22 protein-coding genes are annotated in these 24,281 nt (G+C 67.7%); 12 read left to right on the forward strand and 10 right to left on the reverse strand.

Annotated elements, in window-relative coordinates:
- Positions 1-40: 40 nt before the first annotated feature.
- Complete coding sequence (locus J8I33_RS08515) at positions 41-1,768, reverse strand: YadA family autotransporter adhesin (RefSeq protein WP_209934619.1); 1,728 nt, start codon at positions 1,766-1,768, stop codon at positions 41-43.
- A 541-nt stretch (positions 1,769-2,309) separates the two neighbouring features.
- A complete protein-coding gene (locus J8I33_RS08520) occupies positions 2,310-3,155 on the reverse strand; it encodes a helix-turn-helix transcriptional regulator (protein ID WP_209934621.1) in 846 nt (281 codons plus the stop codon).
- Positions 3,156-3,411: 256 nt separating this feature from the next.
- On the opposite strand from J8I33_RS08520, the gene J8I33_RS08525 reads away from it, so the two are divergent.
- Both J8I33_RS08525 and J8I33_RS08530 read left to right on the forward strand, forming a co-directional pair.
- A complete protein-coding gene (locus tag J8I33_RS08525; protein WP_209934624.1) occupies positions 3,412-4,365 on the forward strand; it encodes a DUF2167 domain-containing protein in 954 nt (317 codons plus the stop codon).
- Positions 4,362-5,087 carry a site-2 protease family protein gene (locus J8I33_RS08530; protein WP_175974080.1) on the forward strand — a complete coding sequence of 242 codons (726 nt, stop codon included), beginning with the start codon at positions 4,362-4,364 and terminating at the stop codon, positions 5,085-5,087. Before J8I33_RS08525 ends, J8I33_RS08530 begins: the two co-directional genes overlap by 4 nt.
- Before the next feature lie 66 nt (positions 5,088-5,153).
- On the opposite strand, the gene J8I33_RS08535 is transcribed toward J8I33_RS08530, so the two are convergent.
- A complete protein-coding gene (locus tag J8I33_RS08535; RefSeq protein WP_209925143.1) occupies positions 5,154-6,536 on the reverse strand; it encodes an MFS transporter in 1,383 nt (460 codons plus the stop codon).
- Between the two features lie 246 nt (positions 6,537-6,782).
- Here J8I33_RS08535 and J8I33_RS08540 point away from each other — a divergent pair, with 246 nt between their 5' ends.
- Positions 6,783-8,360, forward strand: a complete 1,578-nt coding sequence (locus J8I33_RS08540; protein ID WP_089489802.1) for an aldehyde dehydrogenase (NADP(+)) — start codon at positions 6,783-6,785, stop codon at positions 8,358-8,360.
- A 127-nt stretch (positions 8,361-8,487) separates the two neighbouring features.
- On the opposite strand, the gene J8I33_RS08545 is transcribed toward J8I33_RS08540, so the two are convergent.
- Together J8I33_RS08545 and J8I33_RS08550 are read right to left on the reverse strand one after the other, a co-directional pair.
- Positions 8,488-8,859, reverse strand: a complete 372-nt coding sequence (locus tag J8I33_RS08545) for a PIN domain-containing protein (RefSeq protein ID WP_050017312.1) — start codon at positions 8,857-8,859, stop codon at positions 8,488-8,490.
- Positions 8,856-9,053, reverse strand: coding sequence for a type II toxin-antitoxin system VapB family antitoxin (locus J8I33_RS08550; protein ID WP_006752328.1), 198 nt, complete (start codon positions 9,051-9,053; stop codon positions 8,856-8,858). Before J8I33_RS08550 ends, J8I33_RS08545 begins: the two co-directional genes overlap by 4 nt.
- Before the next feature lie 185 nt (positions 9,054-9,238).
- On the opposite strand from J8I33_RS08550, the gene J8I33_RS08555 reads away from it, so the two are divergent.
- Positions 9,239-9,793 carry a hypothetical protein gene (locus J8I33_RS08555; RefSeq protein ID WP_209934626.1) on the forward strand — a complete coding sequence of 185 codons (555 nt, stop codon included), beginning with the start codon at positions 9,239-9,241 and terminating at the stop codon, positions 9,791-9,793.
- Positions 9,794-9,909: 116 nt separating this feature from the next.
- On the opposite strand, the gene kdgD is transcribed toward J8I33_RS08555, so the two are convergent.
- Complete coding sequence (kdgD, locus tag J8I33_RS08560; RefSeq protein WP_089489801.1) at positions 9,910-10,824, reverse strand: 5-dehydro-4-deoxyglucarate dehydratase; 915 nt, start codon at positions 10,822-10,824, stop codon at positions 9,910-9,912.
- Positions 10,825-11,053: 229 nt separating this feature from the next.
- Here kdgD and garD point away from each other — a divergent pair, with 229 nt between their 5' ends.
- The 4 genes from garD (at position 11,054) to J8I33_RS08580 (ending at position 14,386) form a co-directional block, all read left to right on the forward strand.
- A complete protein-coding gene (garD, locus tag J8I33_RS08565) occupies positions 11,054-12,607 on the forward strand; it encodes a galactarate dehydratase (protein ID WP_124639766.1) in 1,554 nt (517 codons plus the stop codon).
- Between the two features lie 225 nt (positions 12,608-12,832).
- Positions 12,833-13,225, forward strand: coding sequence for a nuclear transport factor 2 family protein (locus tag J8I33_RS08570; RefSeq protein WP_209934629.1), 393 nt, complete (start codon positions 12,833-12,835; stop codon positions 13,223-13,225).
- Between the two features lie 79 nt (positions 13,226-13,304).
- Positions 13,305-13,760 (forward strand): RbsD/FucU family protein, encoded by a 456-nt coding sequence (locus J8I33_RS08575; RefSeq protein ID WP_050017306.1) that lies wholly within the window; start codon positions 13,305-13,307, stop codon positions 13,758-13,760.
- Between the two features lie 188 nt (positions 13,761-13,948).
- The gene (locus J8I33_RS08580) at positions 13,949-14,386 is read left to right on the forward strand and encodes a DoxX family protein (protein ID WP_050017305.1); all 438 of its coding nucleotides are present in this window, start codon (positions 13,949-13,951) and stop codon (positions 14,384-14,386) included.
- 113 nt (positions 14,387-14,499) lie between these two features.
- On the opposite strand, the gene J8I33_RS08585 is transcribed toward J8I33_RS08580, so the two are convergent.
- Positions 14,500-15,810 carry an MFS transporter gene (locus J8I33_RS08585; RefSeq protein ID WP_050017304.1) on the reverse strand — a complete coding sequence of 437 codons (1,311 nt, stop codon included), beginning with the start codon at positions 15,808-15,810 and terminating at the stop codon, positions 14,500-14,502.
- 321 nt (positions 15,811-16,131) lie between these two features.
- A complete protein-coding gene (locus J8I33_RS08590) occupies positions 16,132-17,268 on the reverse strand; it encodes a branched-chain amino acid ABC transporter substrate-binding protein (RefSeq protein ID WP_050017345.1) in 1,137 nt (378 codons plus the stop codon).
- A gap of 622 nt (positions 17,269-17,890) precedes the next feature.
- On the opposite strand from J8I33_RS08590, the gene J8I33_RS08595 reads away from it, so the two are divergent.
- On the forward strand, positions 17,891-18,685 hold the full coding sequence (locus tag J8I33_RS08595; protein ID WP_209925152.1) for an AraC family transcriptional regulator: 795 nt from the start codon (positions 17,891-17,893) through the stop codon (positions 18,683-18,685).
- 86 nt (positions 18,686-18,771) lie between these two features.
- On the opposite strand, the gene J8I33_RS08600 is transcribed toward J8I33_RS08595, so the two are convergent.
- Together J8I33_RS08600 and J8I33_RS08605 are read right to left on the reverse strand one after the other, a co-directional pair.
- Positions 18,772-19,035 carry a hypothetical protein gene (locus J8I33_RS08600; protein ID WP_050017302.1) on the reverse strand — a complete coding sequence of 88 codons (264 nt, stop codon included), beginning with the start codon at positions 19,033-19,035 and terminating at the stop codon, positions 18,772-18,774.
- Positions 19,036-19,315: 280 nt separating this feature from the next.
- Complete coding sequence (locus J8I33_RS08605; protein ID WP_209925153.1) at positions 19,316-21,208, reverse strand: sugar phosphate isomerase/epimerase and 4-hydroxyphenylpyruvate domain-containing protein; 1,893 nt, start codon at positions 21,206-21,208, stop codon at positions 19,316-19,318.
- 286 nt (positions 21,209-21,494) lie between these two features.
- Between J8I33_RS08605 and aroQ the strand changes: the two genes are divergently transcribed.
- Genes aroQ through J8I33_RS08620 form a run of 3 tightly spaced genes read left to right on the forward strand, consistent with a single transcriptional unit; the run spans position 21,495 to position 24,182 of the window.
- Positions 21,495-21,950, forward strand: coding sequence for a type II 3-dehydroquinate dehydratase (gene aroQ / locus J8I33_RS08610; RefSeq protein WP_050017300.1), 456 nt, complete (start codon positions 21,495-21,497; stop codon positions 21,948-21,950).
- Positions 21,947-22,801, forward strand: coding sequence for a shikimate dehydrogenase (locus J8I33_RS08615; protein ID WP_050017299.1), 855 nt, complete (start codon positions 21,947-21,949; stop codon positions 22,799-22,801). Before aroQ ends, J8I33_RS08615 begins: the two co-directional genes overlap by 4 nt.
- 37 nt (positions 22,802-22,838) lie before the next feature.
- Complete coding sequence (locus J8I33_RS08620) at positions 22,839-24,182, forward strand: MFS transporter (RefSeq protein ID WP_050017298.1); 1,344 nt, start codon at positions 22,839-22,841, stop codon at positions 24,180-24,182.
- The last annotated feature ends 99 nt before the right edge of the window (positions 24,183-24,281 follow it).

Consider the following 24,281-nt stretch of genomic DNA (forward strand, 5'->3'; position numbering starts at 1 on the left):
GTCAGGAGCAGCGCCCTGACGCGTCGCTGTCGCAAGCCGATTACCAGCGGTAGCCGACGCCCGCCCCCGCGCCGAACGAGCCATGCCCCGACACCGCCGTCGTGACCGAGCCCTTGACGAGCCATTTCGCCGTCGCGACGGACAAGCCGACCGCCATCGCGCTTTGACCGCCGTACGTGCCGCCGCCGAGCGCGACGACCTTCTCGCCCGGCAGCACGGCTTGCGGCAGGTTCGCCATGGCGATCGCGCTCGCCGTGCCCGCATTCGCGTCCTTGCGGTACTTCGACATTTCTTCGCGCACGGAGTTGATCGCACCGTTCAACTGGCGCACGTTCACGCCGTCCGTCGGTGCGGTGCCGTCCGCCACGTTGGTCAACTGGCGCTCGGCCCCGGGCGAGCCGATCGACACCGTGTTGTCCCGATCGGCAACCGAATTCGCGCCCAGCGCCACAGCATTGTTCGCGGTGGCCCGGCTGTTCGTGCCGATCGCGGTCGAATCCGTGCCGGACACGTTCGAGCCCGTGCCGATCGCCGTTCCGTTCGCCGTCGTGACTTTCGAATTCGTGCCAATGGCCGTTCCGTTCGTTGCGGTGACCGTGGAGTTGACGCCGACAGCCGTACCGTTGTCGCCCGAGACGTTCGAACCGTTGCCGACCGCGGTGCCGTTCGTCGCGGTGACCGACGTATTCGTGCCGATCGCGGTGTCGGTCGGGTTCGTCACCGTGCCGCCCGGGACGCTCGACGAGATCTTGCCGACGGTCGTCGTGAGATTGGCCAGGTCCGCCGTCAGCGTCGACACCTGATTGGCGATCGAGAAGAGCTGCGAGCCGTTCACCGCATCGGTGCTGGTCGCGCTGATGGCGCCAGCCGCGACGTTGACGACCTGACGCTCGGCACCCGCGCTGCCGACGCTGACCACACCGACCGGCGTGCCCGCGAAGCCGCTGTAGGTCACGCCGTTGAGCGCCACGCTGTTGACGGTCGTATAGGCGCGCGTGGTCGCGTTCGAGCCCAGCGCGACGGCGTTCGCGTCGGCGGCGTTCGCCCCCTCGCCGATGGCGACCGCGTTCACGGCGGAGGCCGTCGCACGGGCAATGGCGACGCTGCCGGTCGCGGATGCCGAGCTGTCGACACCGAGCGCGACCGCATCGGCCGCACCGGCATTGGCCTGGAAGCCGAGAGCCGTACCGCCTGCTGCAATGCTGCCCTTGCCGACGGCCGTCGAGAACGTCGCGGTGGCACTCGCGTTTTGCCCGACGGCTATCGACTGATCGACTGCGAATGCACCCTGGCCGAAGGCGGACGCCGTGCCGCCGGTCGCGATCGCGCCGTTACCGACCGCCGTTGCCTGGCCGCCGACTGCGCTCGAAGCCGTTCCGATCGCCGTCGCCTGGTCGCCGGTCGCCACGGCGTTTCCGCCGACGGCCGTCGCGAACGTACCGGTCGCGGCCGCCATGCGGCCGATCGCGACGGTCTCGCTATAGGCGCCGGTCGACGAGCCCGAATTCGCGACGGCCGCCGTGCCGATCGCGATGTTGTCGCAGCCGGTTGCCGCGGCCGGATACGTGCTGCTGCCCGAAATGGCGATGTTGCCGACGCAGCCCGCGGCCGTTTCGGTCGACGTGCCGTTCTGCACATAGTCGGCTCGCGCGGGCGCGGAAGCGGCGAAGGCTGCCACGGCCGCGCTGACCGTGACGGCAAGCGCGACCTTCGATTTGCGCGGTGCGCGTTGTACGGAATTTCCCAACCCTTGATGATGCGTGTTCATTTGTTTTCCTGAGCTCGATGTAAAAATCGTGTTGTGGCTTGCATGGCCCCCGCTCGCCGTCCCGGTTGCATCGATTCGTTCGTGTCTCTTTCGTGACAGGTATCGGTTTTTCGATCTGTAAAAATGAAAGGTCTACTAACGAAATTTAACGTTCGCCGGTCTCGACGCGACGGGAGCAGGGCGCGGATTACGGCGACTTGCTTGTTTCCGTTACGGCTGTGTCAAAACTTCGCGAATCCGAAGTCCGGATCGCGACGACGCATTTTGATGGGTTCGGGTCGTGCGCATGTTTGCCGCGGCGGCTGAACGCTATGCTTCGGCAGACATTCGTTGAGTGGGGCGTGATGAGGCAGTGAGCGATCACCGGCGCCGGGCAGCCGGGCAGCCGGGTTGCCGACGATCACGCGCTCGCTGGCGAGGAAGAGGAGACGGCGACGCTGCCTGATTGCATGTGCTCACGCGAAGGCGGCACCGGCCTTCGCTTGCCGGTCGTCCACCTGAAGACGGGATTCGTGCGCCGCGCTGCGTTGTCGGCGTGTCACTACGCCGGCAACGCGTCCGCCAGCGCCCGCATCGCCTCCACCGTTTCCGGGTTCGCCGGAAAGAACGCCTCGATCGCGAGTTCCGACAGCGTCACGTCGACCGGCGTGCCGAACACCGTCGTCGTACTGAAGAACGTCAGCTCGCCGCTCGTTGTGCGTAGCCGCAGCGGCACGGCGATATCCGCGAAATCGGTGCGCGCGTGCGAATCGTCGGGCTGCCCGGCCGGCGCCGGATACGCGGAGAGCTCGTCGCGCAGCGCATGCAGCGTGCGGTCGCCGCTCGCATCGATTTGCCGTTGCAGCCGATGCAGGATATGCGCGCGCCATTCGTGCCAGTTGACGATCTGCGACGCGAGACCGTCCGGATGCAGGCTCAGCCGCAGCACGTTGACGGGCGGCTGCAGCAGCGCCGGATCGGCCTGCGCGACCAGCGCGCCGAGCATCCGGTTCGCCGCGAGCAGCGTCCAGTGGCGGTCCACCGCGAGCGCCGGATAAGGCTCGTGTCCGCGCAGCACGGCTTCGACCGCATGACGCGCGGCATCCAGTTGCGGGTCCGAAAACGGCCGTTCGCGAAACAGCGGCGCGAAGCCGGCCGCGACGAGCAGCGCATTGCGTTCGCGCAGCGGCACGTCGAGGCGTTCGGCGAGATGCAGCACCATCTCGCGGCTCGGCTGCGCGCGGCCCGATTCGACGAAGCTCAGGTGGCGCGCGGAGACTTCCGCATCGAGCGCGAGCGCCATCTGGCTCAGGCGCCGGCGTTGCCGCCACGCGCGCAGCAGCGGGCCGATGCCGGACGCGCGGCCGGCGGACGGAGGGGGCGATGGGAGGGCGGCGGTCGAGTTCATGGGGAAGATGATAGGCAATCCCGCGCACGCCGGGCATTACCTGCGAGGTAAGCATTCCGGATCGGCGCGCGTCGCCGGGTCCGCCAGCCGGCACGCGCGGCGCCGTCTCACAGCCGCATTCCGTTGCCGGAAGCCGCTGGAAGCTGCGTTACCATAGCGCCCGTGCCACCTGAGAGGCGGTGGCGGACCCGCGACCACAACGCATGGGCCGGTCGCCGCGCACATCGACAACAAGGCATTCCAGGGGAATCCAACAATGAAAAAACGTGCCGTCCGGCTCGCCTGCGTGGCGATGCTCGCACTCGCCGCGACCAGCGGCCACGCGCAGACCGAAGCTGCGCAGGTCGAAATGAGGGCCGCCGCGGCGGCCGCCAACGAAGCGGTCGTGAAGGGGCCGACCGACATCGACGTCAAACACGAAGCCGTGCTGAAGCTGAAGGCCGGCGAATCGTTCGTGCCGGCCGCCGAAGCCGGCCGCTACCTGCGCTCGATGGGCAACGCGATCGACGAATCGAAACTGGTCGGCCTCGTGCTGCCCGACGATCCGGACGCCGACTGGCTCTCGGTCGTGTCGTTCGAGCCGAGCGGCTACATCCGCGACGACGACGCGAAGGACTGGAAACCCGACGAGCTGCTGAAAAGCCTGCAGGCCGGCACCGAGGAAAGCAACCCGGCGCGCAAGGAGCGCGGCCTGCCCGAAACCGAGGTGGTCGGCTGGGCGAAGGCGCCCGCCTACGACGCGGCCACGCACCGGCTCGTGTGGTCGGCGATCATTCGCGACAAGGGCGCGGCGCCGAATGCCGCGAACGACGGCGTGAACTACCGGACGCTCGTGCTCGGCCGCGACGGCTACCTGTCGCTGACGATGGCGTCGACGCTCGCCGACCTGCCGAAGTACAAGGCGTCGGCCGACGAGTTGCTGTCGAACATTCGTTTCAACGATGGCAAGCGCTATGCCGACTTCAACCAATCGACCGACCACGTCGCCGAGTACGGGCTCGCGGCGCTGATCGTCGGCGTCGGCGCGAAAAAGCTCGGCCTGCTCGCGCTGATCGGCGCGTTCGCGGTGAAGTTCTTCAAGATCGGCGCGGTTGCGCTGCTGGCCGGCGGCGCGGCGCTCAAGCGCTTCTTCGGGCGCAAGCCGAAGGCGGCCGCGGTGCCGGCCGTCGCCGACGAATCCGCCACAGCCGCCACGGAGCGCAAGGAATGACGAAACTGCTGCTGCTGATCTTCGGCGGCCTGAAGCTCGGCAAGGTGCTCATATCGGCGGGCACGATGCTCGCGTCGATCGCGGTCTATGCGCTGTTCTACGGCTGGCGTTTCGCGGCCGGCTTCGTCGCGTTGCTGCTGGTGCACGAAGCCGGCCACTACGTCGCCGCGCAGCGGCGCGGGCTCGACGTCGGGCTGCCGACCTTCATCCCGTTCGTCGGCGCATGGATCCAGTTGAAGGAAATGCCGCACGACGCGGAAACGGAAGCGTACGTCGGGCTCGCCGGGCCGTTCGTCGGCACGCTCGGCGCGCTGGCCTGCTACGCGGCCGCGCGGCACACCGACAGCAACCTGCTGCTTGCGCTGTCGTACACGGGGTTCTTTCTCAACCTGTTCAACATGATTCCGCTGTCGCCGTTCGACGGCGGGCGGATCACCGCGGTGCTGTCGCCGCGCATCTGGTTCGCGGGCGTGCCGGTGCTGATCGCGCTGTTCGCGTATCGGCCGAGCCCGCTGCTGATCGTGATGGCGATCCTCGCGCTGCCGCAGTTGAAGCGCGCGTGGCGCTACGATCCCGACGCGCCGGAGAACCGCATGTATTACGCGACGTCGATCGAGACGAAAACGACCTACGCGCTCTGCTACGTCGGCCTGCTCGCGTTCCTCGCGCTGATGACGTCCGGCGTGCACGACATGCTGAGCGTCGTGCATGGGTCGACCTGACGCCGATCCGATGCAAAAAAGCGGCGGCCGCGTAAAAGGCGGCCGCCGTTTTTCAAAGGCCGAACCTCACGCGTCGCGATGACGCAGTTCGACGCGCTTGATGTCCTTCACGATCACGAGATAGCTGAACACGGTGACGAGCGCGTTCAGCCCGACGAACACCAGTGCGCCGTTGAACGAGCCGCTCGCGCCGACGAGATAGCCGATCGCGATCGGCGCGACGATGCCCGCCGTGTTGCCGAACATGTTGAACAGGCTGCCCGACAGGCCGATCGCTTCCTTCGGCGCGGTATCCGCGACGACGGCCCAGCCGAGCGAGCCGATCCCCTTGCCGAAGAACGACACGGCCATCAGCATGATGACCAGCGCTTCGCTGTCGACGTAGTTGCAGCCGATGATCGTCATCGACAGCAGCATCCCGCCGACGATCGGAATCTTGCGCGCGAGCGTCAGCGATACGCCGCGGCGGATCAGCGCGTCCGACAGCATCCCGCCGAGCACGCCGCCGAGGAACCCGCAGATCGCCGGCAGCGACGTCATGAAGCCGGCCTTCAGCAGCGACATCCCGCGCGCCTGGACGAGGTAGATCGGGAACCACGTGAGGAAGAAGTACGTGAGCACGTTCACGCAGTACTGGCCGAGGTACACGCCAATCAGCATCCGGTTCGACAGCAACTGGCGCACGTAGTACCAGCCGGCCACGCGGCTGCCCTCGGAAGCGCCGCCGCTGCCGCGCGCGCCGCCCGTCGACCGCACGAGGCCGCCACCCTGCTCGATATGATCGAGTTCCGCGCGGTTCACGGCCGGATGGTCGGCCGGGTCCTTCACGACGCGCAGCCACAGGAACGCGAGCGCGATGCCGGCCAGGCCCAGCCACAGGTACACATGGTGCCAGCCGTACGCATGCGTGAGCCAGGCCATCAGCGGCGAGAACACCACGGCCGCGAAGTACTGCGCGGCGTTGAAGATCGCCGACGCGGTGCCGCGCTCGGCGGTCGGAAACCAGCTCGCGACGACCTTCGCGTTCGCCGGGAACGCGGGCGCCTCCGCGATGCCGACCGCGAAGCGCATCGCGAACAGCGCGGCGACCGCGAACGCGGCGCTGCCGCCGAGGCCGATCGTGCTCTGCAGCAGCGTGAACGCCGACCACAGGAAGATGCTCGCCGCATACACGCGCCGCGCGCCGAAGCGGTCGAGCAGCCAGCCGCTCGGCAGTTGCGCGAGCACGTACGCCCAGCTGAACGCCGAGAAGATGTAGCCCATCGTCACCGGGTCGATGCCGAACGCCTTGCGGATCGGCGTGCCGGTGATCGACAGCGTCGCGCGGTCCGCATAGTTGAGCGTCGTGACGACGAACAGCATCGCCAGGATCCAGTAACGCACCGCGGTGCGGCGCGCGGTGCGCGCGAGGTCGAGTGGAAGATCGCGAGGGGAGGACGGATTGCGCATTTTAAACGTACGTCGTCGTATGACATGGCCGAAAGTGTATTGGCAATGCACGAATTCAGAAACCTCGGGTTTTCCCTTTGAAGTCAGCGTCACAATATGGGAATGTCGCGATTTACTGGCCGGACAACGCACGCCGGTGTATCGTCCGCGCCCTCGCAGGCGGCGAGAATGACGCAATGCCGTCGGCAGACATCGTATCTGTTGCGTTACAATGAGCCATCCATTCCCGAACCACGGAGCACACCCATGCAACTGACAGGAGAGATGCTGATCGGCGCCGAAGCGGTGGCCGGCTCGGCAGGCACCTTGCACGCGTTCGACCCGACGAAGGGCGCGCCGATCGAGGCCCCGGCGTTCGGCGTCGCGACGCAGGCCGACGTCGACCGCGCGTGCGAACTCGCACGCGACGCGTTCGATGCGTACCGTACGCAGCCGCTCGCGGCCCGCGCGGCGTTTCTCGAAGCGATCGCCGATGAGATCGTCGCGCTCGGCGACGCGCTGATCGAGCGCGCGCACGCCGAAACGGGCCTGCCCGTCGCGCGGCTGCAGGGCGAGCGCGGCCGCACCGTCGGCCAGCTCCGGTTGTTCGCGCGCGTCGTGCGCGACGGGCGCTTCCTCGCCGCGTCGATCGATCCCGCGCAGCCGGCACGCACGCCGCTGCCGCGCTCGGACCTGCGGCTGCAGAAAGTCGCGCTCGGGCCCGTCGTCGTATTTGGCGCGAGCAATTTCCCGCTCGCGTTCTCGGTGGCCGGCGGCGATACCGCGTCGGCGCTCGCGGCCGGCTGCCCGGTGATCGTGAAGGCGCACGAAGCGCACCTCGGCACGTCCGAACTGGTTGGCCGCGCGATCCGCGCCGCGGTCGAGAAAACCGGCATGCCGGCCGGCGTGTTCTCGCTGCTGGTCGGCCCCGGCCGCGTGATCGGCGCGGCGCTGGTCAGCCATCCGGCGGTCCAGGCGGTCGGTTTCACCGGGTCGCGGCAGGGCGGGATGGCGCTCGTGCAGCACGCGAACGCGCGCCCGCAGCCGATTCCCGTCTATGCGGAAATGAGCAGCATCAACCCGGTCGTGCTGTTCCCGGCCGCGCTGGCCGCGCGCGGCGACGCGATCGCGACGGGCTTCGTCGATTCGCTGACGCTCGGCGTCGGTCAGTTCTGTACGAATCCGGGCCTCGTGCTCGCGATCGACGGCCCCGATCTCGACCGTTTCGAATCCGTCGCCGCGCAGGCGCTCGCGAAGAAGCCCGCCGGCGTAATGCTGACGCACGGCATCGCGGATGCGTACCGCAATGGCCGCGGCAAGCTGGCCGAATTGCCGGGCGTGCGCGAAATCGGCGCCGGCGAGGCCGCGCAGACCGACTGCCAGGCGGGCGGCGCGCTGTATGAAGTGGGCGCGCAGGCGTTCCTGGCCGAGCCGGCGTTCAGCCACGAGGTGTTCGGGCCGGCGTCGCTGATCGTGCGCTGCCGCGATCTCGACGAAGTCGCGCGTGTGCTCGACGCGCTCGAAGGCCAGTTGACGGCCACGCTGCAAATCGACGCCGACGACAAGCCGCTCGCGCGCCGGCTGCTGCCGATCCTCGAGCGCAAGGCCGGCCGCCTGCTCGTCAACGGTTACCCGACCGGCGTCGAGGTGTGCGATGCGATGGTGCACGGCGGGCCGTTCCCCGCGACGTCGAACCCGGCCGTCACGTCGGTCGGCGCGACCGCGATCGAGCGCTTCCTGCGGCCGGTGTGTTATCAGGACTTCCCGGACGACCTGCTGCCCGAAGGGCTGCGGGAAGGCAATCCGCTCGCGATTCCGCGGCTGCGGGACGGCAAGGCGGAGTGACGTGGCATAACCGGTGAACGCACTGTCCCGGGAGGGATGCGTCCCGGCGCGTTGGAACACGGCGGCGGGGCCCACGGGCCCCGCCGCTTTTTTATTCCGCGCGGGCTTTGGTGCCGGTTTCGCTCGGTCAGTGAGCGGGGCGGGCGACGAGTTGCAAGCGTTCCGCTGCAGCCAGCAGGCGCCGGTCGCGCGTCCATAGCTTGCTGTCGCTGGTCAGTCTGGCCGACGCAAGCAGGTGGGCATCGACGTAACCGATGCCGAGCCCGTGAAGCGGGACGGCATCGATCATGCGCTGCACCTCGTCGTCGGTTGCAACGGTTGCGGCCGGAAGGTCGCGCAGCGCATCCAGCACGGTCTCGCGATTGCGCATGCTACGGAGGGCAAGCTCGCCGACGATGAACGGATGGATCAACACGCGCTCCGCTTCCAGCAATGCGGTGAGCGTCGCGTCGCCGGCCCGCAAGTGATCGATCCAGACCGAAGTGTCGACAAGGATCATGCGGGCTCCGACGGGCGGCGTGGAACCGATTCAAGGTCGGGCTCGGTGCCGCCGAGGCGGGCGAGTCGTCGCGCGCTTTCGCGGGCGATCAATGCGCGCAGCGCTTCTCTCACGAGCGCCGACTTTTCGGTGACGCCGGTCAATTGCTGCGCCTTTGCGAGCAGTGCGTCGTCGAGGGACAAGGTGGTGCGCATGGGCGGCTCCCGGGAAAAGTCGATGCATCAATTATGACATCAAGTGGTGATCATATTGATGCGCGGACGGGGCGGCGAGAGGTCGGCTTTCCTGTTGCCCGCGTTTCTCCTACAGTAGCGAAGCCTCGGGCCGTCCGGCCCGCAGGCGAGCCTGAGAGATCACAAGACCAACGAGGAACCATCCGATGACTATCAGCAAGCGTGGCGACCACCTGTTCGCGGCCGGGTTGTGGAAAACGATCGGCGACGTCGCGAAATCGGTCCGTACCCAGATCGGCGAAACCAGCGAAGGGCGCGTGCTGGCCGACGCGCTGTTCGCGCTGCAGCGCGAACTGGGCGGCAGCGAATTCGACGTGACGATCAACCAGGGGCGGCCCGTCGCGGGCTCCGATCCGCATTCGTTGATCTTCGGCAGGGCCGTCGAGCGCTTCAAGTACGACATGGAGGCCGTGGTGTTCGCGCTGAAGCATCGCCGCAGCATCGACGGGCCGAACGGCGCGGAGCGCGCCGACGCGCTCACGCAGGCCAACACGCATCTCGCGACCGCGAAGCAGTACGCGATGTTTACCGTCGGGCGCTTCTTCGATGCGGTCGTCGATCGCGACGTGCTGGAACAGATCGTGAGCGCCGAGTCGCCGGCGCGCGGCCGGCCGCTCGCGGCCCGCAAGGGGATCGACGAGACGCAGCGTACGCTCGCGAGCGTGCGGCAGCGGATCATCGGCGCGATCGCGCAGATGTAATGCAATGGCCGCGCCGGCTCGTCGAGCCACGCGGCCATTGCGCGATACGGATAGGGAGGACTGCGGGAGCCGGCGCGCCGTGCCGATGAAGGCCCTGCGCCGCCGGCGAACCCGGCTTACTGCGGGCCCATCTTCTTGATCAGCACGTCGAGTTCGGCTGCTTCTTCGTCGGTCAGGTCGACGAGCGGCGCGCGCACCGGGCCCGCGTCGTGGCCGACGAGCTTCGCGCCCGCCTTCACGATGCTGACCGCGTAGCCGGCGCGGCGATTGCGGATCTTCAGGTACGGCAGGAAGAACTCGTCGATCAGGCGGCCGACCGTCGCGTGGTCGTCGTTCGCGATCGCTTCGTAGAATGCCATCGCCGTCTTCGGGATGAAGTTGAACACGGCCGACGAGTACACCGGCACGCCGAGCGCCTTGTACGCGGCCGCATAGACTTCAGCCGTCGGCAGCCCGCCGAGGTATGCGAAACGATCGCCGAGACGGCGGCGGATCGTGACCATGCTCTCGATTTCGCCGACGCCGTCCTTGAAGCCGATCAGGTTCGGGCAACGGTCGGCGAGGCGCTCGAGCATGTCCGCATTCAGCTTCGAATTCGCGCGGTTGTACACCACGACGCCGATCTTCAGCGCGCGGCACACCTGCTCGACGTGGTCGGCGATCCCTTCCTGGCTCGCTTCGGTCAGGTAGTGCGGCATCAGCAGCACGCCGCTCGCGCCGAGGCGCTCGGCTTCCTGCGCATATTCGATCGCGACGCGCGTCGCGCCGCCCGCGCCGGCCAGGATCGGCACCTTGCCCTTGCAGGTTTCCGTCGCGACGCGGATCACGTCCGAATACTCGCGCTGCGTGAGCGAGAAGAATTCGCCGGTGCCGCCGGCCGCGAACAATGCGCTCGCGCCATACGGCGCCAGCCATTCGAGGCGCTCGGCGTAGGTGGTCGGACGGAAGCTGCCGTCGGCGTCGAAATCCGTCAGCGGAAACGACAGCAGGCCGTGGGAGATGATTTGTTTGAGTTCTTGCGGTGAAGTCATGGTTGGGTCGTCCGTCTAGCGCGAGTGCTGGTTCGTCGGAAACGGCATACGAGCCGAATTGGCGATGTCGTTGTATGTCATCGTACAACGCATGAATGAGCGACGCAAGCGGTTTGCTGGCGGGTCAGGGGTAGGGTCTTTCCGGATAAGGGTTTACGCAGCATCATCAAGTGAGGTTGAATGTCGTATGATGACTAACGATATCGCAGATAGGCTTCCAGGAATTCCGATGACTGCTTCTCCTCTCTACATCCGCGTGCATCCGGACGACAACGTCGCGATCGTCGTCAACGACGGCGGTTTGTCCGAAGGCGCGACCTTCGCCGACGGGCTGACGCTGTGCGAAGGCGTGCCGCAGGGGCACAAGGTCGCGCTCGTCGACCTCGCGACCGGCGATCCGGTCATTCGCTACAACGTGGTGATCGGCTATGCGCTGACCGACCTGCGGCGCGGCAGCTGGGTCAACGAGCGCACGATGCGCATGCCCGAGCCGCCGGGGCTCGACGACCTGCCGCTCGCGACGCGTGCCGCGCCGCCGCTCGAGCCGCTCGAAGGCTATACGTTCGAGGGCTTTCGCAATGCGGACGGCTCGGTCGGCACGCGCAACATCCTCGCGATCACGACGACCGTGCAGTGCGTGTCGGGCGTCGTCGAGCACGCGGTGAAGCGGATCAAGGACGAGCTGCTGCCGCGCTACCCGAACGTCGACGACGTGGTCGGGCTCGAACATACGTACGGCTGCGGCGTCGCGATCGATGCGCCCGACGCCGACATCCCGATCCGCACGCTGCGCAACATCAGCCTGAACCCGAACTTCGGCGGCGAAGTGATGACCGTGAGCCTCGGCTGCGAGAAGCTGCAGCCCGAGCGCCTGCTGCCGCCGGGCGCGATTCCGGTGGCCGCCGACGGCGCGACCGACAACGGCGGCGTCGTGTGCCTGCAGGACGCCGCGCACGTCGGCTTCCATTCGATGATCGATTCGATCATGAAGATGGCCGAATCGCATCTCGAGCGGTTGAACCGTCGGCGCCGCGAAACTTGCCCGGCATCGGACCTCGTCGTCGGCGTGCAGTGCGGCGGCAGCGACGCGTTCTCGGGGCTCACCGCGAACCCGGCCGTCGGCTTCGCGGCCGACCTGCTCGTGCGCGCGGGCGCGACGATCATGTTCTCGGAAGTGACCGAAGTGCGCGACGGCGTCGCGCAGCTCACGTCGCGTGCGGCGAACGAAGCGGTGGCCCGCGAGATCATCCGCGAGATGGACTGGTACGACCGCTATCTGGAGCGTGGCCGCGTCGACCGCAGCGCGAACACGACGCCGGGCAACAAGAAGGGCGGCCTGTCGAACATCGTCGAGAAGGCGATGGGGTCGATCGTGAAGTCGGGCAGCGCGCCGATCGCCGGCGTCGTGCGCCCCGGCGATCGCGCGCGGCAGAAGGGGCTGCTGTACGCGGCGACGCCCGCGAGCGATTTCATCTGCGGCACGCTGCAGCTCGCGGCGGGGATGAACCTGCATATTTTCACGACCGGCCGCGGCACGCCGTACGGGCTCGCGCAGGTGCCGGTGATCAAGGTCGCGACGCGCAGCGATCTCGCGCGCCGCTGGCACGACCTGATGGATCTCGACGCGGGGCAGATCGCGACCGGCGCGGCAACGATCGAGGACACGGGCTGGGAACTGTTCCGGCTGATGCTCGACGTCGCCAGCGGCAAGCGCCGCACGTGGGCCGAGCAATGGAAGCTCGCGAATGCGCTGACGCTGTTCAATCCGGCGCCGGTGACCTGACGCCTGACGCGCGCGGTGGTGGCGGCAAGACGATGCGGGCGCCTTCGGGCGCGCGTTTTCTTTGCGGCGGCGTATTCCCGATTCGGCGGCGCAGGCGTGCCGCGCATGGTCGGCGCGATTTCCTTACCTCGCGCGTAATCGACCGCTTGCGCGGCCCCGGCGACGATAGCGGCACGCGGACCCGAAACGTCCGCGACATCGTCTACCGACACAAGGAGCCTCGCCATGAACACCGCTCAATCCGCTTCGTCCGTTCACGCCGACCTGATCGACCGCTACTTCGACGCGTGGAACGAATCCGACGCCGCGCGCCGCCGCGAACTGATCGACGCGACGTACGCAAGCGACGCGGCCTATCGCGATCCGCTGATGGCCGGCGACGGCCACGCGGGCATCGACACGATGATCGCCGCCGTGCAGCAACGCTTCCCCGCGTACCGCTTTCGCCGCACGACCGACGTGGACGCGTTCGGCCAGCATCTGCGGTTCTCGTGGGCGCTCGTGTCGCCCGACGGCGCGGCGATCGTGAAGGGCTCGGACTTCGGCATCGTCGACGCGTCGGGCCGCCTCGCGTCGGTCACGGGTTTCATCGACGAAATGCCGGCCGGGGTGTCGTGACGTGAACGATGCATGCACCACGGCCGCCGGGATCGGGTAACGTTATGCGATTCGTTCCCCACCCCGGAGACCCACCGACATGCTGAAGAATCTCGACCCGCTGCTCCACGCCGATATCCTGCACACGCTGCGCGCGATGGGCCACGGTGACGAAATCGCGATCTGCGATGCGAACTTCCCGGCGGAATCCGTCGCGGAGCACACGGTGGTCGGCCGCGCACTGCGTGTCGACGGCGCCGATTCGGCGCGCGTCGTGCGCGCGGTGCTGTCGGTGCTGCCGCTCGACACGTTCGTCGACACGCCCGCGTGGCGGATGGAAGTCGTCGGCGACGCGGCCGCGGTGCCGCCCGTGCAGCGCGAAGTGCAGGCCGAAATCGACCGCGCGGAAGGGCGCTCGGTGCCGCTGACCGGCGTCGAGCGTTTCGCGTTCTACGAGCGCGCGCAGCAGACGTATGCGGTGATCGTCACCGGCGAAACGCGCGGCTACGGCTGCTTCATCTTCAAGAAAGGCGTGCTGTTGAGCGACGCGGGCTAAACGCGTTTTTCAGCGCGCCGGGCCGCCGGCGCGGCCGCCGCGTTGTAAAGATTTGCTACAAGCTCTTGGACACCGCGGAAAGACCCTCTATGCTGGCCCATTTGCCGCGCGCCCTCCCGGGCCGCGCGGCGCCGAACCGCCCGGGCGCGCCCGGCGCGGGCGGCCGAATTGCATACGAGGAGAGAGGCATGACGCGTACCGTCGATTCCGGCGTCATTTTTTTCGCACGCCTGGCGCTGGCGGCGTTGTTCTTGTGGGGCGGCATCATGAAGCTGCTCGGCTACAGCGATTTCGTCGCGTATCTGCACGGGATGAACGTGCCCTATCAACAGGTCGTCGCGCCGATCGTCGTCGCGATCGAGGGGCTCGGCGGCCTGCTGCTGATCGTCGGCTACAAGGTCCGGCCGCTCGCGTTGCTGATGGCGGTCTACACGATCGCGACCGCGATGGTCGGGCACAATTTCTGGGACGCGACGAACGCCGCCGTCCAGCACGACATGGTGATTCACTTCTGGAAGAACGTCGCGATCGCCGGCGGGTTCCTGCTGCTGTTCGTCACCGGCGCCGGCGGCGCGAGCATCGACGCGCTGCGCCGGCCGAATTCGTCGTACGGCGTGCTGCGTTGAACTGAGCACACTTGGGTAGTCGTCGCGACGCCGACGCAACACAAAAGGGCCGAATCCCGCACGCCGCGGGATTCGGCCCTTCGTTCATCCGGCCGGCGCGTGCGCGCCGACGTTCAGCGTGCGTCCTTCACGTCCTTCGCATCCTTCGAGAACTGCACGGCGATCGCGCCGAGCACGCAGATCGCCGCGACGTATACGACCGGCGCGAGCGGATTCGACTTCATCATCAGCGACACGATCACCGGCGTGAGCCCGCCGAAGATCGCGTACGCGACGTTGTACGAGAACGAGATGCCCGAGAAGCGCACGACGGCCGGGAAGCTCCTGACCATCACGAACGGCACCGCGCCGATCGTGCCGACCATGAAGCCCGCGATCCCGTAGTAGAGCGGCAGCGTCGACGCATCGGCCGCGACCTGCACGAACAGCAGGTAGTAGCACGCGGCCAGCCCGATGCCGCCGATGCCCAGCACGCGCTTCGCACCGATCCGGCCCGCGAGCGAACCGGCGGTGATGCAGCCGGCCGTCAGGCACAGCGTCGCGATGCTGTTCGCGAACAGCGTGGTCGCGGGCGCCAGGTGGAACTGCTTCTGCAGCAGCGCGGGCGTCATCAGGATCACGACGACGATCGCGGCCGACAGCATCCACGTGAGCAGCATCGACACGATCACCGCGCGGCCGTGGTCGCGCAGCACCGCCTTCAGCGGAATCTCGGCCGCGAGCGCCTTTTTCGCCTTCATTTCGGCGAACACCGGCGTTTCATGCAGCCAGCGGCGCAGGTACACGGAGAACAGCCCGAACACGCCGCCGAGCAGGAACGGGATGCGCCATGCGAACGCGCCGACTTCGGCCGCGGAGTAACGGCTGTTGATGCCGGCCGCGACGAGCGAGCCGAGCAGGATGCCGGCCGTGAGGCCCGCGGTCAGCGTGCCGCACGCATAGCCGATGTGGCGCGACGGCACGTGCTCGGACACGAACACCCACGCGCCCGGCACTTCGCCGCCGACCGCCGCGCCTTGCAGCACGCGGAACAGCAGCAGCAACACCGGCGCGAGGATGCCGATCGTGTCGTAGGTCGGCAGCAGGCCCATCAGCAGCGTCGGCACCGACATCATCAGCACGCTCAGCGTGAACATCCGCTTGCGGCCGAACAGGTCGCCGAAGTGCGCCATGATCACGCCGCCGAGCGGGCGCGCGAGATAGCCGGCCGCGAAGATGCCGAACGTCTGCAGCTGGCGCAGCCAGTCCGGAATGTCGTGCGGGAAGAAGAGCTGCCCTATCGCCGGCGCGAAGAACACGAAGATGATGAAGTCGTAGAACTCGAGGGCGCCGCCGAGTGCGGCGAGGCCAAGGGTCTTGTAGTCGCTGCGCGTGAGCGCGCGTTCGGCGGCGCGAGGCACGCCGCTCAATTCGGAAGCTTGCATGGTCAGGACGATCGTTTTTCGAATGGTGTTGTCGGTGCTGCGTCTCCAGGGCCCGCTTTTCGGCATGGACTGACAAGGCGCGGCTTGCGTCGTCGAAGCGCGCCGCGTGCCGGGTGAGGCACGCAACACGCGCCGCCGCACCGGGATGGGGCACGGCGGAGACGAAGCGTCAAAGCGGGTGGGGGGATTCTACAGGAGCGCGAAATGCCCGCGCGCGGGCGCGCGCCGGGAGCGGCTTCGGACCATGCAGCCGAAGCGCGCGGCGCGGGCGGCCGGTGAGCCGCGGGCGCGCCGCGCGGGGCAGGGGCCGCGTATCGGTTATCAGTTGCCGGCGATCGTGTCGACCGGCTTGAACGCGCCGCGCTCGACCTTGTAGATCGTCACCGGCGCATCCTTCAGGTCGCCCTTCGCGTCGTACGCGATGCTGGGCGCCGACACGCCCTTGATCGACACCTTGCCGAGATACGGCGTGTACACCTTCGGATCGGTCGAGTTCGCGTCCTTCATCGCGCTGAGCAGCGCGATCGTGCCGTCGTACGAATACGGCGAGTACGTGATCACGTCTTCGTTGAAGCGCGCCTTGTAGCGTGCGGCGTAGCCGGAGAAGCCCGGCATCTTTTCCTTCGGCAGCCCGCCCATGTAGACGATCGCGCCTTCGGCCGCGTCGCCGCCGACCTTCAGGAACGTCGGCGAGCGCGACATCTCGCCCGTCACGAACGCCGACTTCATCCCGAGTTGGCGCATCTTGCGGATCATCGGCGACGATTGCGCGTCGCCGCCGCCGTAGAAGACCGCGTCCGGATTCACGCCCTTCAGGTTGGTCAGGATCGCGGAGAAATCGAGCGCCTTGTCGTTCGTGAAGTCGCGCTTGACGATCGTGCCGCCGGCCGCTTCGACGGCCTTCGCGAATTCGTCGGCGATGCCCTGGCCGTAGGCCGTGCGGTCGTCGATGATCGCGATGCGCTTGAAGCGCAGCGTCTTCACCGCGTACGTGCCGACGATGCGGCCCGCCTGCGCGTCGCTCGTCAGCAACCGGTAGGTCGTCTTGTAGCCGCGCGCCGTGTATTGCGGCGACGTCGCCATCGAGATCTGCGGCAGCCCCGCGCGATCGTACAGGTCGGACGCGGGAATGCTGGTGCCCGAGTTGAAGTGGCCGATGATCCCGCGGACGTTGTCGTCGATCAGCCGCTGCGCGACGGTCGTGCCGGTGCGCGGGTCGGCCTGGTCGTCCTGCGCGTCGAGCTGGAACGTGACGGGCTTGCCGCCGATCGTCGGATGCGTCGCGTTGAAATCGGCGATCGCGAGCTGCACGCCCTTCTGCATGTCCGTGCCGTAATTCGACTGCGGGCCGGTCAGCGGTGCGGCGAAACCGATCTTGACGACGTCGGCGGCGACGGCGTGCGCGCCCGACAGTGCGCAGGCGGCGGCCAGCGCGACGTGCGATACCTTCAGCTTCACTTTCACTTCCCCTTGATGGCGTGGTTGGGGCGCCGCGCGCATGCGGGCGGCGCCGGTAAACCGGGCGAGACGGTTCGGTCGGCAGGCCGATGCGCAGGCCATGCGTGCTCGCCGCGTGCCACGCGCGTTGTGCCGGAATCGGCGTACGCGACAGCGGATGCGGTGGCCCGTGCGTGCCGATTGCGGCAGCACCGGGAGGTCGTCTCGTGACCGTGAAGCGAAGTCTAGTTAGCGAAAATGCGTGCGTCTTGCGCGTTCGATGCGCGGCCGGCGACGATATCGGCATATCGTCGATTACCCTGACATATGCCGAAATCGTCATGACGAGTGCGCAAACCCGCCAAGACGCGGGTCGTCGGCATTTTTACGATGACGGGATTCGGGTGCGTGGTGCCGGCGTGTCGATGCGCTGCGCCGGCTACGGAGAGGGCGGAACGGTCGCTAGCCCGCACACCATATGCGCATTAGTTGCGTGCACAACCAGCGGCGCCCACCGATGGAGCCGATCGGCGGCGTGCGATGCCGCCGGCCACAGTCTTGTCCGCCCCGCATTCGATGCGACGCGATCGAAGGGGCGCTCCTATAATCGACGCCATCTGCCACTCGCTTCGCGGTTGCCGGGATGACGACCTTGCTTGCCGTACCGCCCATGAGCCTGTCCGATACGATGTGCTACCAGCCCGACAACGCCGATTTCGGCGCGATGCTCGCGCATTTTCGCCTGCTCGAACCGGTGTTCGATGCGCTGCCGGACGTCGCGTTTTTCGTGAAGGATGCGGGCGGCCGCTATGCGATCGTCAATCGCACGCTGGCGATGCGCTGCGGCTACAAGGACAAGCGCGACCTGCTCGGCAAGACGGCCGACGAGGTGTTTCCGCGCCGCTTCGGCCGCAGCTATTTCGAGCAGGACATGGCGACGATCAACGCCGGCCAGCAGTTGATGGATCAGCTCGAGCTGCACCTGTATCCGGGCCGCCAGCCGGGCTGGTGCCTGACCTGCAAGGAGCCGCTGCGCGACGCCGCGGCCCGGGTGGTCGGCCTCGCCGGCATCTCGCGCGACCTGAAGGCGCACGAGGGATCGCACCCGGCGTACAGCCGGCTCGCCGACGTGGTCCAGCACATCCAGGATCATTACGTGCAGCCGCTGAACCTGAAGCAGCTCGCGCAGATGGCCGGGATGTCGGTCGCGCAGCTCGAACGCTACTTCCACAAGGTGTTCCACCTGACGCCGCGCCAGGTGCTGCTGAAGACGCGGCTCGACGCGGCCACCGCGCTGCTCGTCACGCACGACAAGGTGACCGACGTCGCCGCGCTATGCGGCTATACGGATCACAGCGCGTTCACGCGCCAGTTCAAGGCGACGGTCGGCGTGACGCCGACGGAATACCGGTTGATGCTGCAGGAGCGGGCAGGGTGACGCGACTCGCCGGGGCGGCCGGCGCGTCACAGGGATCGGGGTAAGGCGGGGTAAGGCGGGGAAACGGGAAAGGGTGAAGCGCTGGCTCAGCGGTAGCCGAGCCCTTTCAGGACGGCCGTGCCGTCTTCGGTCAGCCGGAAGCTCGGGCTCGTATCGGGGTCGAGCTTGACCATTTCGACGAGGCCGGCTTCCTGCAGCGCGGGCAATTCGGGTTTGGCGTTCGCGCCGATCGGTGCATGCAGCAGCACGAGCAACGTCGCGATTTCATGATGACTGAGCAGGCGGCGCAGCATCGTCTTCTTTGCAGGGGGCGCGGCCGGGCGGCCCGCGGGTGCTTCTACGGCGCTCATCGCTTTCCTCCTTTTCGAGATAACCATCGGGTACTGGTTGCGGATGGTGCCGTCGAAGACTTAAGCGATTCTTAAAACCGGGGCGGGCGGCGCAATGCTGCACCGCGGTACGGGTTACGGGATGTAACGGCGGGCGGCGCGCGGGTTCCGGCATGGCCGCGGCCGACCGCGCAGGCCGGTACCTGGCTGCCCGATGTGCGACGATGGCGCGCGGCGAGATCGCGCGGTCCAATCGATCGCCGAATCGCGAGTGCGCTCCGGCCCCGAACTTCTCTCGTCCTTATTTCCGCCGCTGCGCCTGCGCCGCAAGCCGCACGGCCGCGTTCGCCGCGCCGTAGCCGTCATACCCGCCGCGCCGCTCGACGATCTCGAGCGAGAAGCGGTTGTCGACCAGTTCCGTATACGCATGCAGGAATTCGCCGCCGTCCTCGTCGCGGTCGTAGAGCAGGTGATGCGCGCTCAGCGTGTCGATCAGTTCGTCCGGTAGCGCATAGCGCGCGGCGAGATCGTCGTAGTAGTTGGCCGGAATGCGCAGGAACGGGACGCCGTCGGCCGCGAACGCGGCGACCGTCTTCACGATGTCGTCCGTGCGGAACGCGACGTGGTTCAGCCCGGTGCCGTGGTAGCGGTCGAGCGATTCGGCGACGGCCGTATGACGGTCGACCGACGCGTTCAGCGCGATCCGCACCGAGCCGTCGGCGCTGCGTACCGCGCGGCTGCGCATCAGCCCGTACGGGTCGGGCACGAGCCAGCTGCGCTCGGCGTCGAAGCCGAACGCCGTCTTGAAGAACAGGATCCACGTGTCGAGCGCGTCGGCCGGCAGCGCGAGGCACACATGGTCGATACCCGTCAGCGGGCCGACTTCGGTGGGGCCGTCGATGTCGGTCAGCACGAAGTCCGATTCATACAGCGTCGGCGCATCCGGCGCTTCGTCGACGAAATATTCGAGGCTGCCGTCCGGCGCCTTCACGCTCGGCAGCACGCGCTCGTTCGGCCCGACCTGGCCCGAGAACGGCGCGTAGCCGAAGCCTGCCGCGCGTTCGAACGCCACTTTCGCGTCGTCGACGCGGAACGCCGACGCGCACAGCGACAGCCCGTGCTGCTGGAAGAACGCATCGGCGAACGAGTCGCGCTCGGCGTTCAGCACGATCGATGCAGCGCCGTGCTGGAACAGCGTCACGTCCTTCGAGCGATGCCGGCCGGCGAGCCGGAAGCGCATCCGGCCGAGCCATTCGCCGACGGTCGCCGCCGCCTGCGCGTCGACCGCGAATTCGATGAACTGGAACCCGACGTGCGCGGGCGGCGCGGGCGGTGCGAACAGCGGCTGGCTGGCGGTCGGCGCGCGGCCCTCCTGGGCGAGCCGCGCACGCGTCAGGTCTTCCAGATAGAGCAGCGAGCGATGGCCGTCGGCGGCCGTGAGCGCGGTCGGCGCCGCGCGGAAGCCATCGTTGAAGATCTCCAGCGATAGCGGCCCCGTATAGCCCGACTCGATCACGCGCGCAGTGAAGCGCGCCAGGTCGAAGTCGCCCTGGCCGGGGAACGAGCGGTAGTGGCGACTCCATTCGATCACGTCCATCACGAGCTTCGGCGCGTCGGCGATCTGCACGAAGGCGATCCGGTCGCCGGGGATGTCGGCGATCCCGTCCGGCGAATCGTCGAGCGACAGCGTGTGGAAGCTGTCGAGCGCGAGGCCGAGGTGCGGGCTGTTCACCGCGTTCACGAGCTTCCACGCGTGGCCGTACCGCTTCACGACGCGGCCCCACGCGAGCGCTTCGTACGCGGCCACCACGCCGGCCTGCCGCGCGGCTTCGGCGAGCACGCCGAGCTGGTCGACGAGCAACCCGTCGTCGGCGATCGTATCGGCCGCCACGCTGCTGCAGACGAGGATGCGATCGGTGCCGAGCGCATGCATCACGTCGAACTTGCGCTTGATCCGGTCGAGATTGCGCGCGAGCTGGGCCGCGCTCACGCCCTCGAAGTCGCGAAACGGCTGGAACAGCACGATGTCGAGGCCGAGATCGGCGGCCATGCGCCGGACGTCGGCCGGCGATCCGTCGAAGTAGACGAGGTCGTTTTCGAAGATTTCGACGCCGTCGAAGCCCGCGGCCTGGACGGCGGCGAGCTTCTCGGCGAGCGTGCCGGACAGTGACACGGTGGCGATCGAGCGCTGCATGGGGCGATTCCTGCGGATGAGCGGGGCATGACGCCGGTCTAACCGACCGTGTCTAACCGACCGTGCCGAACCGACCCTGAATGAACCAGTCGTTGAGTTCGGCGCGGGCGCCATATCCCGAATTTACTGGGCTAGTCATCCGTATTGTACAAACTAACTAGATGGTACAAATTAGCGAAAACCCGGAAAGACAGCCCGCTTGCACGGGCGCACACTAGCGCCAAATTCCGATGTCTTCGGGGCGGCGCCGATCGTGGTCCGCCCCTGTTTCAGGAGCAGAAACACGATGAGCAAGCACAAGGTACTGGTGCTGAACGGCCCGAACCTGAATCTGTTGGGCACGCGCGAGCCCCATATCTACGGCGCGGAAACGCTCGCCGATCTCGAGCAGCGCTGCCGCACGGCGGGGGAAGGGCTCGGGCTGGAAATCGACTTTCGCCAGTCGAATGCCGAGCATCAGCTGATCGACTGGCTGCACGCCGCGCGTCACGACACGCACGGCATCGTGATCAACCCGGCCGCGTATACGCATACGTCGGTGGCGCTGGCCGACGCGCTTTCCGCGATCGCGAAGCCGGTGATCGAAGTGCATATCTCGAACGTCCATCGCCGCGAGGCGTTCCGTCACCATTCGTATGTGTCGGCGCTCGCCGAAGCCGTGATCTGCGGCTGCGGTACCGAAGGCTACGTGTTCGCGCTGCAGCGCCTGGCGACGGTGTTCGCGAAGGGAGCCGCACGATGAGCCGCCCGTCGTTCCTGATCGGCCTGATCGGCCAGGGCATCGGCGGTTCGCTGTCGCCCGCGATGCACGAGGAAGAGGGGTTCCGCCAGGGCTTCGGCTACGTGTACCGGCGCCTCGATCTCGACGTGCTCGGCGTGACCGCCGACGCGCTGCCGCAACTGCTCGATGCCGCGCAGCGGATGGGCTACAACGGGCTGAACATCACGCACCCGTGCAAGCAGCGCGTGATCGAGCACCTCGACGCGCTGTCGGACGACGCGCGTGCGCTCGGCGCGGTGAATACCGTGCTGTTCAAGGACGGCAAGCGGATCGGCCACAACACCGACTGGTCGGGCTTCGCGAAATCGTTTAGCCGTGGGCTGCCCGGCGCGTCGCTCGAACGCGTCGTCCAGCTCGGCGCGGGCGGCGCGGGCGCGGCCGTCGCGCACGCGGCGCTGCAGATGGGCGCGGCCGAACTGACGATTTTCGACGTCGACGGCACGCGCGCCACCGCGCTGGCGGGCGAATTGCAGCAGCGCTTCCCCGCCGCCCGCGTCACGCCGGGCAGCGATCTCGCCGCCGCGATGCGCGCGGCGACCGGCCTGATCCACTGCACGCCGACCGGCATGGCCAAGCATCCGGGCCTGCCGCTGCCGGCCGAGCTGCTGCATGCGGGCATGTGGGTGGCCGACATCGTGTATTTCCCGCTCGAAACCGAACTGATCCACGCCGCGCGCGCGGCCGGCTGCGCGACGCTGCCGGGCGGCGGGATGGCCGTGTACCAGGCCGTCGACGCGTTCGAGCTCTTCACCGGGCGCACGCCCGACGCCGAGCGGATGTTCGATCACTTTCAGTCGCTCGTCGCGCGCTGACCCCCTTACAGACACAGAAAGAGACCAGGAGACGACCATGCAGCACACTACCCACACGAGCGCCGCGCCGGCGCAGGCGGCCGGCACGGTCCGGCGCACGTCGGCGCGCTACAAGATCCTCGCGCTGCTCGCGATCGGCACGATGATCAATTATCTCGACCGCACCGTGCTGGGCGTGGCTGCGCCGCAGCTCACCAAGGAGCTCGGCATCAACGCGGCCGTGATGGGCATCATGTTCTCCGCGTTTTCGTGGACGTACGTGGCGATGCAGGTGCCCGGCGGCCTGTTCCTCGACCGCTTCGGCAGCAAGGTCACCTATTACTGGTCGATGACGCTGTGGTCGCTGTGCACGTTCCTGCAAGGCTTCGTGCCGGGCGTCGCGACGTTGCTCGCGTGCCGGCTGGGCCTCGGCGTGACGGAAGCGCCATGCTTCCCGACCAACAGCCGCGTCGTCGCGACGTGGTTTCCGCAGAACGAACGCGCGATGGCGACCGGCACCTATACCGTCGGCGAATACATCGGCCTCGCGTTCTTCAGCCCCGTGCTGTTCGCGCTGATGGGCGCGTTCGGCTGGCGCTCGCTGTTCTGGGTCGTGGGCGCGGTCGGCATCGCGTTCGGCCTCGTCTGGTGGAAGTTCTATCACGAGCCGCGCAACCATCCGGGCGCGAACTCGGAGGAACTCGCGTACATCGAAGCGGGCGGCGGCCTCGTGCACGGCGTGCGCAAGACCGACGCCAAGAGCGGCAAGGCCGAGCAGCCGAAGTTCAGCTGGTCGATGGTCGGCCAACTGGTGAAGAAGCGCCAGCTCGCGGGCATCTGCCTCGGCCAGTTCGCCGGCAACTCGACGCTCGTGTTCTTCCTGACCTGGTTCCCGACCTATCTGGCAACCGAGCGCCACATGGGCTGGCTGAAGATCGGCTTCTTCGCGGTGATGCCGTTCATCGCCGCGTCGGTCGGCGTGATGTTCGGCGGGATCTTCTCCGACTGGCTGCTGCGCCGCGGCAAGTCTGCGAACCTCGCACGCAAGCTGCCGATCATCGCGGGCCTGCTGCTCGCGTCGACGATCATTCTCGCGAACTACGTGCAGAGCAACGAAGCGGTGATCGCGATCATGTCGGTCGCATTCTTCGCGCAGGGCATGGCCGCGCTCGGCTGGACGCTCGTGTCGGATATCGCACCGGACGGCCTGCTCGGCGTGACGGGCGGCATCTTCAACTTCGCGGCGAACCTCGCGGGCATCATCACGCCGCTCGTCGTCGGCTTCATCGTCGCATCGACCGGCTCGTTCGTCGGCGCGCTCGTGTTCATCGGCGTGATCGCGCTGGTTGGTGCGCTGTCGTACATCTTCGTCGTCGGCGACATCAAGCGGATCGAGCTGTAAGCACCCGTTCCCCGCACACACGGTGCGTTCGCCCGGCGGCCAGTCGGCCGCCGGGCTTTTTTGTTTGCGTGCGCCGGCGGGCGGGCGGGCATGTACGCC

It is taken from the genome of Burkholderia sp. AcTa6-5 (assembly GCF_017815075.1).
Taxonomy (GTDB): domain Bacteria; phylum Pseudomonadota; class Gammaproteobacteria; order Burkholderiales; family Burkholderiaceae; genus Burkholderia; species Burkholderia sola.